Source organism: Pseudomonas sp. TMW22089, assembly GCF_022496645.1.
Lineage (GTDB): Bacteria > Pseudomonadota > Gammaproteobacteria > Pseudomonadales > Pseudomonadaceae > Aquipseudomonas > Aquipseudomonas paraversuta.
Genome location: NZ_SCFG01000004.1, coordinates 68,511 through 82,494, shown reverse-complemented (window position 1 = coordinate 82,494; position 13,984 = coordinate 68,511). Strand labels below are relative to the sequence as shown.

Below are 13,984 nucleotides of genomic sequence, written 5' to 3'. Positions count from 1 at the left end.
CCGATCTCCCCCAACCTGCAGGAGCGAGCTTGCTCGCGAGCTTTTCAACCAAACCGCGAAGAGCTCGCGAGACAAGCTCGCTCCTACAGAGGTCGGGGTGTGATCAGTCCAGCTGGTGGCGGTAGGGCAGGTCCGGCCCGGTTTTGCTGCAGGGCGCCGATCTCCCCCAACCTGTAGGAGCGAGCTTGTCTCGCGAGCTTTTCAACCAAACCGTGAAGAGAGAGGCCGGGGTGTGATCAGTCCAGTTGATGGCGGTAGGGCAGGTCCGGCCCGGTTTTGCTGCAGGTCAGCGCCGCCGCGCGGCTGGCGAAGTCCAGCAGGGCGCCGATCTGGTTTTTGCTCAACTGTTGCAAACCTTCAATCGAGTCCAGTCCATGCTCGGTCAGCCAGGCAATCACTGCCGCCTGAAAGGTATCGCCCGCACCCACGGTGTCGGCAACCTTTACTGCACTGGCCGCAACCCTCTGATGGCCATGCTCGCTGAATACGCTGGCGCCCTGGCCGCCACGGGTCAAAAACACCAGCTGGCAGCGCTGGCCCAGCCATGACCGGGCTATCTGTTGCGGGTCTTGCCCCGGGTACAGCAGTTCGAGATCTTCATCGCTGACTTTGATCAGGTCGGCATAGGGGATCAGTTGCTTGATCCGCTGACGCCAGATCTCTATATCCGGCTCCGGGTTGAGTCGCACGTTCGGGTCGAGGCTGATCAGGCGCCGTCCGCTTTCGCGTCTGACCAGTGCCAGCAGGGTGTCGGCAACGGGTTGCACCACCAGAGAGAACGATCCGACATGGATGCCCCGTATCTGCCTGCTTAGCTGCGGCAGATGATGGAGTTGCAGTTGCCGGTCGGCGCAGCCTTCGCCGCGAAAGCTGTAGGCGGGCGAACCCTTGGCGTCCAGCGCGACCATGGCCAGGGTGGTGGGAGCCTCCATATCCAGTAAAAACGCCTGGCTGACGCCTTCCTCGTTCAGTACCTGCTTTAACCGACGGCCAAGGTAATCGGTGGACAACCCGGCAAACATGCCGGCTTCGACGCCCAAGCGCCGCAGGCCCACGGCGACGTTGAACGGCGAACCTCCGGCAAGCGCCTTGAAGTCCACTTTGCCCGCCTGTTGGCTGCTGTCTGCCTGGGCAAAAAAATCAAACAGCGCTTCACCACACACCAGATACATAGCATTCACTCGGATAAGGCCGCGACCTGTAGACGGTAGCGCACATAGGATTGTTCATAGGCCGCGACGTTTTTGGCGTCGGGCCTGGTTTCGCTGGCGTGGTCAAGGCGCACGCAGCGTTGGCACAGTTGCTCAAGGCTGTCGGCACCTGTACACCATGCCGCCTGAATGGCTGCGCCCAGTGCCGCGGCTTCACTTTGTTCGGCACAGATGACCCGGGTGTCCATGATATCGGCCACGATCTGGCGCCACAGCGGGCTTTTCGAGCCACCGCCGACCAGCAGGATGGTGTGGCTTTGCAAGCCGTTGCGGCGCAGCAGGTCAAGACCATAACGCAAACCGAAGGTGGTGCCCTCGATTGCTGCCCGGCAAAAATTGGCCTGGTTCAGGTTGGTCAGGGTCAGGCCGTGGAAACTGCCGGTGGCGTCGGGCAGGGCGGGCACCCGTTCACCGTTGAGAAACGGCAGCAGGCTGACGCCTTCGGCGCCTATCGGTGCCTGGCCGGCCAATTGATTGAAGGCATCCAGGGACAGGCCAAACAGTTCGCGTATGGCGCTGGTGACATTGGTCAGGTTGAGGGTGCAAATCAGCGGCAGCCAGCCACCGCTGGACGAGCAAAAATTGGCAACCGCTGGCTCCGGGCTGGCCTGGGGTTGCGGGTCAAAGGCGTAGACGGTGCCGGATGAGCCGAGGCTCATGGTGATGATCCCGGGTTGGATATTGCCGGTGCCTATGGCCCCCAGCATATTGTCGCCGCCGCCGCTGCAGACCACTGCCTCGGGGTTGAGGTCTAGCAAGCGGGCAATTTCAGGCCGCAGCGTGCTTGCAGCGGCACGGGATTCGATCAGCTCGGGCAATGCTCGTTCCAGGCGCCCCTCGGGGTCGATATAACGCAGGATGTCGAGGTCCCACTGCCGGGTGCGCACGTTGAAATAACCGGTGCCGGAGGCATCGCCGTATTCACTGCAGTAACGGCCGGTCAGCCAGAAATTCAGATAGTCATGGGGCAACAGGATATGGGCGATGCGCTCAAACACTTGCCGATGGTGGTGGCGGGTCCAGAGCAGCTTGGACACCGTATAGCCGGGAGCTATTACCAGCCCCAGGCGTTGCAGTGAGCCGGCCTCACCGCCCAGCCACTCGAGCAGTTGGCGGTTTTCAGGGGTGGACTCGGTGTCGCACCAGAGTTTGGCCGGGCGCAGCACAGTGCCATGTTCATCCAGCAGCACCAGCCCGTGTTGCTGACCGCTGACCCCGATACCACGGATTTGCTGACCACTGACTCCGGCGGCCGCCAGCGCCTGTTGCGTGGCTGTCGTCAGGGCCTGCAACCATTGGCCGGTGTCCTGCTCGCGGCGACCGTGCTCACCCTGAATCAGCGTGTGCGGCGCCGAGCCCTGACCCAGAACCTGACCGCTCTGGCTGTCCAGGATCAGCGCCTTGGTACCCTGGGTGCCGCAATCGATACCGAGAAATAAGTGATTCATGGGGCGTTGACCTAATCAGAATCCGGAGAAATACCGCAAACCCTAAAACCACTGCTATCTCAATTGTAGGAGCGAGCTTGTCTCGCGATGGCCTCGAGAGCGTCGTGTTCAACTTGTAAAAACGCGTTATCGATAACAATCATCGCGAGACAAGCTCGCTCCTGCAGGGGCAGCACGGCATTGCGGCAGCACAGTTCAGAGCTGTACCAGCTGTTCCAGAGTGGCGGTTACCCCCACCTCTCGCAAACTGTTGAGGCACCACTCAAACGCCGCTACAAACTCGGCAGACTGGGCAATGGCTCCGCCAAATATCTCCTCTGCGCCCAGCAAGCGCTGCACGATCAGCGGGTCATCCTTGACCAGCGCCTGACAATAGTCAGCCCTGGGGTCGGGTATGGCATAGGTCTGGCCATTCTCGTCAACCCCCTTGAGATACAGGGCCCAGGCCGCCACCACCAGCGCCGCACGCTTGAGCTCGCGACCATCGGCAATCAAGCGGTTAATGGTCGGTACGGTGAATTTGGGGAATTTTGACGAACCATCGGAGCACACGCGCTCCAGCTGGTCGGCGATGGCCTGGTTGGAGAACCGTTGCACCAGGGTGTCTTTGTACGCCGTGAGGTCAATCCCGGGCACCGGCGCCAGTTGCGGAGTCACGTCCAGATCCATGTAGGCGCGCATATAGGCCACGAACAGCGGGTCATTCATGGTCTCGTGGACGAAACGATAGCCCTTGAGAAACCCCAGGTAGGTCAGCGCCAGGTGACTGCCATTGAGCAGTTTGATTTTCATCTCTTCGTAGGGCGTGACGTCATCGGTCATTTGCACGCCAACGGTTTCCCAGGCCGGGCGGCCAGTGCTGAACTTGTCTTCAAGTACCCACTGGATAAACGGCTCGCAGACCACCGGCCAGGCGTCGTCGATGCCCAGTTGATCGTGCAGTTGCAGGCGATGGGCGTTGCTGGTCATGGGGGTGATGCGGTCAACCATGGCGTTGGGAAAGCTGACATGGGTCGCGATCCAGTCATGCAGGTCGGCATCGCTCAGGGCTGCATAGGCCAGCAGGGCTTTGCGCGCCACGCCGCCGTTGTGGGGCAGGTTATCGCAAGACATCAGGGTAAAGGCGTCCGTACCCGCTGCCCGGCGTCGGGCCAGGGCGGCAAACAGCACGCCAAATACGGTTCGCGGTTGTTTCGGGTGGGCCAGATCCCGCTGAATCCGGGGCAGGGTGGCCATGAATTCACCGCTGCTGTCGTCAATGCAATAACCGCCTTCGGTAATGGTCAGCGAGACAATCCGGATGTCCGGGCTCGCGAGCTTGTCGAGCACCGCCTCGATACTGTCTTCGGCCAGCAGCATGTCACTGATGGAGCCGATGATGCGGCTTTGGGTGTCGTCGCTGTCGCCCAGTTCGAACAGGGTGTAGAGATAGTCCTGCCCGGCCAGGTCATCGCGCATTTTGCGGTCTTCGGCCCGCAGGCCGATGCCGCAGATGCTCCAGTCCAGGTCGCGGCCCTGATTCATCAGCGCATCGGTATAAAAGGCCTGATGCGCGCGGTGAAATCCACCGACCCCGATATGGGCTATGCCGTGCCGTCTGTCGCTCGCGAGGTAGGCTGGCTTTTCAACTTTACTGGTCAGGTTATCGAGGTTGCGGCGATTGAGTTTCATGGGTGCGATCTCAAAAAACGTTAGGCAGCAGCGCGCAGCGGGCGGGTGATCGCCAGCCCCTGTGCGTCGAATAGGTGGCAATGTTCACTGTCCAGGTGCAAGTGCAACTGCTCGCCGTACTGGCTCGCCATGTCCCCGCGAATGCGCATGGTCAGCGGTTCGCCGCAGGCAGTAATCACATGGCAATAGGTATCGCTGCCCAGGCGCTCGCCGACATCGGCGGTGACGGTCAGGGTGCAATCACCGGGTCTGGCCAGGTTCAGGTGTTCCGGGCGGATCCCCAGGGTAACCTCGCCGCCAATGCTCAATGACGCGCCGCTCAGGGGCAACTGGATACGGGTACCGGCGTCCAGTTCAACTTCGCAGCTTTGGCCATCGACCCGGCTGACCTTGCCTTTGAGGAAGCCCATTTTCGGGGTGCCGAGAAAACCGGCGACAAACAGGTTGACCGGCTGGTGGTACAGATCCAGCGGCGAGCCGACCTGCTCGACCTTGCCGGCGTTGAGTTCCACCACCTTGTCGGCGAGGGTCATGGCCTCGACCTGATCGTGGGTCACGTAAATCATGGTCGCCTGCAGTTCCTGATGCAGACGCGCCAGTTCCAGGCGCATCTGTACCCGCAGGGCGGCATCGAGGTTGGACAGCGGTTCGTCAAACAGGAAAATCTTCGGGTTGCGCACGATTGCCCGGCCGATTGCCACCCGCTGGCGTTGCCCGCCGGACAGGTGCTTGGGCTTGCGCTCGAGCAAAGGCGCAAGCTCGAGAATACGCGCCGCTTCGTTGACCTTTTTTTCGACTTCGGCTTTGGCCACACCGGCCAGGTCGAGGGCGAACGACATGTTTTTACGCACGGTCATGTGCGGGTACAGGGCGTAAGTCTGGAACACCATCGCCAGATCACGCTTGGCCGGGCTGACTTCGGTGATGTCGCGTCCGTCCAGCTCGATGGTACCGTCAGTCACTTCTTCGAGCCCGGCAATCAGGCGCAGCAGAGTGGACTTGCCGCACCCCGACGGGCCGACGAAGACCACGAACTCACGGTCGTTCACTTCAAGGTCGATGCCCTTGATGATCGAGAAACCTTCAAAGCCTTTTTGCAAATTCTTGATTTTCAGGTTGGCCATGATGGGCCTCCAAAGGTGATTTTTATTTGACTGCGCCAAAGGACAAGCCGCGAACCAGCTGTTTCTGGCTGATCCAGCCAAAAATCAGGATAGGGGCACAGGCCAGGGTCGAAACGGCAGACAATTTGGCCCAGAACAAGCCTTCGGGGCTGGAGTAGGAAGCGATCAGCGCGGTCAGTGGCGCGGCGCTGGATGACGTCAGGTTGAGTGACCAGAAGGCCTCGTTCCAGCACAGGATCAGCGACAGCAGCAGGGTCGAGGCCAGCCCGCCCTTGCTGATGGGCAGCAGTACGCGAAGCATTTCCTGCCACAGAGTGGCGCCATCAAGGCGGGCCGCTTCCAGGATGTCCTTGGGGATGTCCTTGAAGTAGGTGTAAATCATCCAGACCACGATCGGCAGATTGATCAGGGTGTAGATGATGATCAGCGCGGTCCGGGTATCCAGCAGGCCGAAGGATTTGGCCAGCAGGTAAATCGGCATCAGCACCCCCACCGGCGGCAGCATTTTGGTGGAGAGCATCCACAGCAACGTGCCTTTGGTCCGTTTGGTCTCGTAAAAGGCCATGGAGTACGCGGCCGGGATGGCAATCAACATGCTCAGGGCAGTAGCGGTGAACGAGATCACCACCGAGTTCCAGGCGAAGTGGAAATACCCGCTGCGTTCTTCGATGTGCACGTAGTTCTCCAGGGTCGGAGTGAAAATGAACTGCGGCGGCGTGGCGAATGCGTCGATCTCGGTTTTGAAGCTGGTAAGCACCATCCAGAAGATCGGGAAGAAATCAGGATGGCGATGGCCCAGGCCAGGGTGCCCAGCAGCAGGCTTTGCAGTCGACGCGATTGTTGCAGTGTCATCACTTGGCCCTCACGGCTTGTCAGTCAGGTTTTTACCCAGCATGCGCACCAGGATGATGGCTGCGATGTTGGCAATCACGACCGCGATAAGACCACCGGCCGAGGCCATGCCCACATCGAACTGCACCAGCGCCTGGTTGTAGATCAGGTAGGCCAGGTTGGTCGACGCGTAGCCGGGGCCGCCATTGGTGGTGGTGAAGATTTCGGCAAACACCGAAAGTAAAAAGATGGTTTCGATCATCACCACCACGGCGATGGGGCGCGCCAGGTGTGGCAGGGTCAGGTGCCAGAAAATCGCGATGGGGCCGGCGCCATCCAGGCGAGCGGCTTCTTTTTGATCCTGGTCGAGGGACTGCATGGCGGTCATCAGGATCAGAATGGCGAAGGGCAGCCATTGCCACGACACAATGATGATGATCGACAGCAGCGGGTAGTGCGCCAGCCAGTCAACCGGCTGGGCGCCAAACAATTTCCAGACCGCGGCGAGCACGCCGGACACCGGGTGAAAGATCAGGTTTTTCCAGATCAGCGCGCCCACGGTGGGCATGATGAAAAACGGCGAAATCAGCAACACCCGCACGATGCCGCGGCCCATGAACTCACTGGCCTCCAACAGGGCGCTGATCAACACCCCGAGGACCACACTGATCAGCAATACACTGCCCACCAGCAGCAAGGTATTGGTGGCGCCGGGCAAGAACCCCGAGTCGGTCAGGAAGTAGGTGAAGTTTTCCAGCCCTACAAACTGGTTTTCGCCCGGGTACAGCAGGTTGTAGCGAATCAGCGAAAAGTACAGGGTCATGCCCAGCGGTACGATCATCCACAGCAGCAATAGCGCCACCGAAGGCGTGACCAGGAACCAGCCGGGGTTGAACAGCCGTGATTTACGCACCGGCAACGGGGCGTCAATCGCCGGGGTAACAGTCGAAGTGGTCATGGTGAATGGCACCTGTGCTTTTGTGGGCGCTGGCTTGCCTGCGATGGCATCTACTCAATCTGAAAGTCAGATCGGGTTGTTAGCATCGCTGGCAAGCCAGCTCCCACAAATTCGGGAGGCTATCCCGCCTTTATTTTGGGTAACCCGCGCGTTTCATTTCGCGCTCGGTGGTCTGTTGTGCTGCGGCCAGGGCCTGGTCAACCGTCATCTGGCCAATCAGCGCGGCGGAGAACAACTTGCCGACCTGGGTACCCACGGCCTGAAACTCCGGGATGGTGACCAGCTGTATGCCGACGTAAGGCACAGGTTTGAGGGTAGGGTCATTGGGCTTGGCGGCCTTGAGCGATTCCAGGGTCACTTTGGCAAAGGGTGCGGCCTTGAGGTAGGCGTCACTGTAGGTCGAGGCGCGGGTCCCCGGCGGCACATTGGCAATGCCGTCTTTCTCGGCCACCAGTGCCCCGTACTCCCTGGACGTGGCCCAGGTGCTGAAGGTTTTGGCGGCGTCCTTGGCCTTGGAGGTGGTGGGGATGGCCAGCGCCCAGGAATACAACCAGGCGCTGCCTTTGTCGGTCACTGCATGGGGGGCGAAGGTGAAACCGACCTTGTCGGCCACTTTGCTCTGGGTCGGGTCGGTAACGAATGAACCGGCGACGCTGGCATCGACCCAGATCGCGCATTTGCCGCTGTTGAACAGCGCCAGGTTTTCGTTGAAACCATTGCTGGTGGCACCCGGAGGGCCCGAGGCTTTCATGGTGTTGACGTAAAAATTGAGGGCGTTCTTCCACTCGGGGCCGGTAAATTCAGGCTGCCACTTCTCATCGAACCAGCGCGCACCGTAGGCATTGGCGACCGTGCTGATCAGCGCCATGTTTTCACCCCAGCCCGCTTTGCCCCGCAGGCAAATCCCGTATTGCTCTTTTTCGGGTTTGTTCAGGGTTTTGGCGAATTCTGCAATCTGCTCCCAGGTCGGGTGCTCGGGCATGGTCAGCCCGGCCTCCTTGAATAGGTCGGTGCGGTAGTAGGTCATCGAGCTTTCGGCATAAAACGGCAGGGCGTAAAGCGTGCCCTTGACTGACAAGCCATCGCGTACCGAGGGAAATACATATTCAATGGCGTAGGACGCAGGCAGGTCGTTCATCGGTTCCAGCCAGCCCTTGGCTCCCCAGAGTGCAGCTTCGTACATGCCGATGGTCAGTACATCGAACTGGCCGCCCTGGGTGGCAATGTCTGTGGTGAGGCGTTGGCGCAGTACGTTTTCTTCCAGCACCACCCAGTTCAGCTTGATATCCGGGTGTTCGCTCTCGAAGGTTTTGGCGAGCTTCTGCATGCGGATCATGTCGCTGTTGTTGACCGTCGCAATGGTCAGCGTTTGTGCGCCCAGGCTGATACCGCTGAGGGTCATGCACATGGCTACACATAACGCTTTGACAGGAATATTCATTGAGCACTCCACTTCTTCGGCCAAGGCGGCCTTGAAGGACGGTTATTGTTTTTATGGCTGCCCGCTGACACGAGCGCATAGGGCCGATTACAGCCCTCAATCACCGGCGTGACAAATCACTGGTAGCACTGCAACCGATACTATTTTGCACTGCGCAGACGTTCGCTCAGCACCGGCAGGTTTTGCTCGGTCAAACGCTGTACGGCCAGACGGCGGTAGTGTGACGGGGTCATGCCTTTAAGTTGCTGAAAGCGCCGGTTGAAGTTGGAAATATTGCTGAAACCCGACTCGAAGCACACGTCCGTTACCGCTTTGCGGCCATCGGCGAGTAATTCGCAGGACTTGCTGATGCGCAGGCGATTGACGAATTCGATAAAGCAGCGCCCCGTGGCTTGCTTGAATACCCGGGAAAAGTAGGTAGGTTTCATGCCCATGTAGTCGGCGACTTCTTCGAGGGTCAGCTCCCGGGCATAGTGACTGAAGATGTAATCCACAGCGCGGTTGGTCCGCTCTATGGTGTGCTCGTCGGCCAGGTTGCCTGAGGTGACGCCGGACAGCAGTTGATAGTTGTCGCAGTCGGCCAGCAGCTCCATCAGGATCAGAAAGTGCCCGAGGCGGGTCACTCCGGTGGCATTGGCAATGGTCTGCATCAAGGCCATGGCTTTGCGGATGGTGGGCTTGCAGTGAAACTCGATGCCGTACTGGGCCCGCTCCAGCATCGGCGTGAGACCTTTGAGCTCGGTAAACACCGAGGCGGCGCTGCCCAGCAGCTCATCGGTAAAATTGACCAGCATGTCGCGCTTGGGCACCACTTCATCTGCGGCCACCTGGCTGATCCAGTTGTGGGGCAGGTTGGGGCCGGTGAGGAACAGCGTCTCGGGGTAGAAGTTACCGATATAGTCGCCTACGAACACTTTGCCGCTGCTGGCCACAATCAGGTGCAGCTCGTATTCCTTGTGGAAATGCCAGCGTACCAGCGGGCAAGGGAAGCCATGCTGGCGATAAATGATCGACAGGCCATTATGGTCATCCATCAATTCGTATGAAGGGTCTGTAGCTCGGGCGAGACGAGTCATGGGCTTGGCCGTTGGTGGTCTTGTTATGGGGCTGATCATGCTGTCTTTTGAAAATTCCTGCCAGCCACGGCTCAATTTCCTGCCTGTTCAAGGATAGACACTATGAAAACACTGTTATTGATTGGCATGGGCTCGGGCAATCCGCAGCAGATCACCGTGCAGGCAATTGAGGCACTGAACCGCACCTCGGTGTTCTTTGTGCTGGACAAGGGCAAAACCACTGACGACCTGGTGCGGCTGCGGCTGGAAATCTGCGAGCGTTACATCCGTGAGCCGGGTTATCGGGTGGTTCAGGTCAGTGATCCGCAGCGTGACAGTGCTACCCCGTCCTATAGACAGGGGGTTGAGGACTGGCATGAGCTGCGGGCCGAGGTGTTTGCGCGGCTGATCGAGGACGAGCTGGGGGAGGGTGAGTGCGGGGCATTTCTGCTCTGGGGCGAGCCGGCTTTGTATGACAGCACCTTGCGCATTCTGCAGCGGGTGCGGGCCAATGGTTGCAGCGGGTTCGACTATGAGGTGATCCCCGGTATCAGCAGCGTGCAGGCCCTGGCGGCCCGGCATCGGGTGGCACTCAATGACATCGGTCAGCCGATCCGTATCACCACGGGGCGGCGACTGGTGGCCGAAGACCTGGACAATGTGGTGGTGATGCTCGATGCCCACTGCGCGTTCCAGGCTTTTGTCCATGAAGACCTGGATATTTACTGGGGCGCCTATATCGGCACAGCGGACGAGATCCTGATTGCCGGCAAGCTGGCGGATGTCAGCCAGCAGATCAGGCATGCCCGCGAGGCGGCCAGATTGCGCAAGGGCTGGATCATGGACACGTATTTGCTGCGCCGGTCAGCGAAATCGGACTGACCCCATCGCGAGGCAAGCTCGCTCCTACAGGCGACCGGGGTGATCTGTGGGAGTGACCTGTGGGAGCTGGCTTGCCAGCGATGGAGGCGACCGGGATGGAGGCTGGTGTACTGTGGGAGCTGGCTTGCCAGCGATGGAGGCAACCGGGTGGTGGACGGGGTGCTGCCATCGCGAGGCAAGCTCGCTCCTGCAGGCGACCGGGGTGATCTGTGGGGGTGACCTGTGGGAGCTGGCTTGCCAGCGATGGAGGCAAACCGGGTGGTGGCCGGGTAATGCCATCGCGAGGCAAGCTCGCTCCTACAGGCGACCGGGGTGACCTGTGGGGGTGACCTGTGGGAGCTGGCTTGCCAGCGATGGAGGCAAACCGGGTGGTGGCCGGGTAATGCCATCGCGAGGCAAGCTCGCTCCTACAGGCGACCGGGGTGATCTGTGGGAGTGACCTGTGGGAGCTGGCTTGCCAGCGATGGAGGCAACCTGGTGGTGGCCGGGTGCTGCCATCGCGAGGCAAGCTCGCTCCTACAGGGAGTGGCTACGGTTCTTGGCTTCGATCCACTGCGACATGTATTGGGTGCTCTTGTGCTGGTGATGACGCAACATGGCCCCGGTGAAGTTGTTGCGCCGGTGCTGTTCAAGCTCCGCGCGGCAGGCTTCGATGCGTTGCACCAGCGCCGGGCCATGGCTGGCTTTGAGGTACCGCGCCTGCAGTAACGCCTGGCCGTTGTGTTGCGCCTGCTGCCACGCCTGGGGGTTGCGGTACAGCTCGACGGCCGCCTGCGCAATGGCGCTGGCACTCTGTTCTACGGCACCGGCCCACGGCATGTCACCGTGCATGCCTTCCGCACCCACCGGAGTCGTGACATTAGGGGTGCCGCAAAGCATGGCGTCGGCGATTTTGCCTTTGATGCCGGCGCCAAAGCGTAAAGGGGCCAGGCAGATCCGTGCGTTGCTCATCACGGCCAGGGCATCCTCGGCCCAGTTGAGTACATGAAAACCCTGGGCCGGGTTATGCAGGGCCGTGGCTTTGGGCGGCGTGTAGGCACCGTAGACATGCAGTTGGGCGTCGGGCAGTTGCTGGCGGATCAGCGGCCAGATATGGGTTTTCATCCATAACACGGCGTCCCAGTTCGGCCCATGGCGGAAGTTGCCGATGCTCAAGAAATGCTGGCGCTGCTCGTAAGGCACGAATTGCTCAGGGACGCTGTCAACCATCAGCGGACACCAGTGCAACAGTGCCTCGGGAACCTGAAACTGCTCCACCAGAAGATCGATTTCATATTCGGAAATCATCAGGTTCAGGTCGCTACGGTAGATCGCGGCGATTTCCCGTTGCGCAAGGTCGGCATCGGCCATGTGTTCAAAGGTGGTGCGTTGCCCCGGGGCGAACAGGCTGCTGAAGTCATCCTGCTCCGGGTTGTGCTTGAGCCGCGCCTTGAGTTGCAGGTGACGGGCGTCGCGCAGGCTTTGCAAGTCGGAGGTTTCCAGGACACGCAAGGCATTCGGGCAGTGCTTCTCAACGCGCCAGCCGAATTGCTCCTCCATCATGAAACGGTCGAACAGGACGATGTCCGGGGCCAGTTCACTGATAAAGGTGTCGAAGCTGCTGTTATTGAGCTCGATCCCCACTTCATCGATGCCCAGCGCTGCCAGGTCGGCCTTGTGCTCGCCAACCCCGGCCGGGCTACTGAAGGTGATCTGCCAGCCGTGCTGCAAGAAACTGTCGATGATTTGCATCATGTGCCCGCCCGCCGCAGAAGAGCGAGGCTCGGGCCACACGTAGCCAATGATCAGGACGTGGGTTGGGCGAGGGGACGACATGGGCGGTTCCTTGAAGCCTGAGGCTGAAAAAAGGCGGCAATTAGAACACAACACTGCATTGATCATGTGTGGGAGCTGGCTTGCCAGCGATGAGGTCGCCATGATCGGTCCTGCAAGCCGGGTTGAATCCATCGCTGGCAAGCCAGCCGCCACAGGATGACATTGACCTGTTACAAAGCACTGCGTAGCCTTGCACGTTCGAGGTTCTTCGCCACGCGAAGCTAAGAAGGGAACGCGGTATGCCGCGGCTGCCCCCGCAACTGTAAACGGTCGATGACCTTGCAATGCCACTGCTGAACAAGCGGGAAGGCGCAAGGTCGGTGTCAGCCCCGGCTGATACCCCGCCGTAAGCCAGGAGACCTGCCTCGTCACAGATTCTTACTTCAACCGGGCGGGGTGATCCGGTGGCGAAGACTGACCGCGCACAGCCTGCGGTCGTCGTCCCGTATGCCCGCCGCTTGCCAAAGGGCATCCGATGAAAACACTGGCCAAAATCCCTGTCACTATCGTTACCGGCTTTCTCGGTTCGGGCAAAACCACACTGCTGCGGCACATGCTGGATAACGCCCAGGGCCGCCGTATTGCGGTGATCGTCAATGAGTTCGGTGAGCTGGGTATCGACGGTGAAATCCTCAAGCAGTGCACCATCGGCTGCACCGAAGAAGAAGCCAACGGCCGCGTTTATGAACTGGCCAATGGTTGCCTGTGCTGCACCGTGCAGGAAGAGTTCTTCCCGGTGATGCGCGAACTGGTGGCCCGTCGCGGCGATATCGACCATATCCTGATCGAAACCTCGGGCCTGGCCCTGCCCAAACCTCTGGTGCAAGCCTTCCAGTGGCCGGAAATCCGCAGCGCCTGCACAGTTGACGCGGTTATTACCGTCGTCGACAGCCCGGCTGTGGCTGCCGGTACTTTTGCCGCGTTCCCGGATCAGGTCGACGCCCAGCGCAAACTCGACCCGAATCTGGACCACGAGTCGCCGCTGCACGAGCTGTTTGCTGATCAGCTGGCCAGCGCCGATCTGGTGATCCTCAATAAAGCCGACCTGATCAGCCCTGAAGATCTGGCCCGGGTGCGCGCCGAAGTCGCCGAAGAGCTGCCACCTGCGGTGAAGGTGATCGAGGCCAGCAGCGGCCGCTTGCCTCTGGATGTGCTGTTGGGGCTGGGTGCCGGCTCCGAGGATCATATCGATGACCGCCACAGCCACCACGATCACCACCACGACGGTGATGATGACCACGACGATCATGACCACGATGCCTTCGATTCCATTTCCATCGAGCTGCCTGAAGGCGAAGAAAGCGTATTGATGCAAGCCCTGACGCAACTGGTGGTCCAGCACGGCATTCTGCGGGTCAAAGGCTTTGCCGCCATCCCGGGTAAGCCGATGCGCTTGTTGATCCAGGGCGTGGGTACCCGCTTTGACAAGCACTTCGACCGTGCCTGGGGCCGCGATGAAGCGCGCAGCACCCGGCTCGTGCTGATCGGTCAGGATCTGGACGCGGCACTGCTCGAGTCCACCCTGCGCACAGCGTTGAGCGCTTAAAC

The 13,984-nt window shown here is 60.3% G+C and carries 10 protein-coding genes, 1 pseudogene and 1 riboswitch; of the genes and pseudogenes, 2 read left to right on the top strand and 9 right to left on the bottom strand.

Annotation, left to right across the window (positions count from 1 at the left end; translation table 11 throughout):
- Nucleotides 1-236: 236 nt before the first annotated feature.
- The 8 genes and pseudogenes from EQV90_RS05940 to EQV90_RS05905 all read right to left on the bottom strand — a co-directional run bounded on the left by EQV90_RS05940 (nucleotide 237) and on the right by EQV90_RS05905 (nucleotide 9,760).
- Nucleotides 237-1,172 carry a carbohydrate kinase gene (locus EQV90_RS05940; RefSeq protein ID WP_240877913.1) on the bottom strand — a complete coding sequence of 312 codons (936 nt, stop codon included), beginning with the start codon at nucleotides 1,170-1,172 and terminating at the stop codon, nucleotides 237-239.
- 5 nt (nucleotides 1,173-1,177) lie between these two features.
- Nucleotides 1,178-2,659, bottom strand: coding sequence for a xylulokinase (gene xylB / locus EQV90_RS05935; protein WP_240877870.1), 1,482 nt, complete (start codon nucleotides 2,657-2,659; stop codon nucleotides 1,178-1,180).
- Between the two features lie 195 nt (nucleotides 2,660-2,854).
- Entirely contained in the window at nucleotides 2,855-4,330 is a 1,476-nt protein-coding gene (locus EQV90_RS05930; protein WP_003445362.1) for a mannitol dehydrogenase family protein, read from the bottom strand.
- 20 nt (nucleotides 4,331-4,350) lie between these two features.
- Entirely contained in the window at nucleotides 4,351-5,454 is a 1,104-nt protein-coding gene (gene ugpC, locus EQV90_RS05925; protein ID WP_240877869.1) for a sn-glycerol-3-phosphate ABC transporter ATP-binding protein UgpC, read from the bottom strand.
- A 22-nt stretch (nucleotides 5,455-5,476) separates the two neighbouring features.
- A pseudogene (locus tag EQV90_RS05920) lies at nucleotides 5,477-6,309 on the bottom strand (carbohydrate ABC transporter permease).
- A 7-nt stretch (nucleotides 6,310-6,316) separates the two neighbouring features.
- Entirely contained in the window at nucleotides 6,317-7,243 is a 927-nt protein-coding gene (locus EQV90_RS05915; RefSeq protein ID WP_003445367.1) for a sugar ABC transporter permease, read from the bottom strand.
- Between the two features lie 130 nt (nucleotides 7,244-7,373).
- Nucleotides 7,374-8,684, bottom strand: a complete 1,311-nt coding sequence (locus tag EQV90_RS05910; protein WP_240877868.1) for a sugar ABC transporter substrate-binding protein — start codon at nucleotides 8,682-8,684, stop codon at nucleotides 7,374-7,376.
- Between the two features lie 140 nt (nucleotides 8,685-8,824).
- The gene (locus EQV90_RS05905; protein ID WP_050949476.1) at nucleotides 8,825-9,760 is read right to left on the bottom strand and encodes an AraC family transcriptional regulator; all 936 of its coding nucleotides are present in this window, start codon (nucleotides 9,758-9,760) and stop codon (nucleotides 8,825-8,827) included.
- Between the two features lie 102 nt (nucleotides 9,761-9,862).
- Between EQV90_RS05905 and cobF the strand changes: the two genes are divergently transcribed.
- The gene (gene cobF / locus EQV90_RS05900; protein WP_203008739.1) at nucleotides 9,863-10,621 is read left to right on the top strand and encodes a precorrin-6A synthase (deacetylating); all 759 of its coding nucleotides are present in this window, start codon (nucleotides 9,863-9,865) and stop codon (nucleotides 10,619-10,621) included.
- A 516-nt stretch (nucleotides 10,622-11,137) separates the two neighbouring features.
- Here the strand turns inward: cobF and EQV90_RS05895 are convergent.
- Nucleotides 11,138-12,436: a glycosyltransferase gene (locus tag EQV90_RS05895; RefSeq protein WP_003445374.1), complete on the bottom strand. Its 1,299-nt coding sequence runs from the start codon at nucleotides 12,434-12,436 to the stop codon at nucleotides 11,138-11,140.
- Nucleotides 12,437-12,620: 184 nt separating this feature from the next.
- Nucleotides 12,621-12,819: riboswitch (cobalamin riboswitch) on the top strand.
- A gap of 92 nt (nucleotides 12,820-12,911) precedes the next feature.
- Here EQV90_RS05895 and cobW point away from each other — a divergent pair.
- The gene (gene cobW, locus EQV90_RS05890; RefSeq protein ID WP_003445375.1) at nucleotides 12,912-13,982 is read left to right on the top strand and encodes a cobalamin biosynthesis protein CobW; all 1,071 of its coding nucleotides are present in this window, start codon (nucleotides 12,912-12,914) and stop codon (nucleotides 13,980-13,982) included.
- The last annotated feature ends 2 nt before the right edge of the window (nucleotides 13,983-13,984 follow it).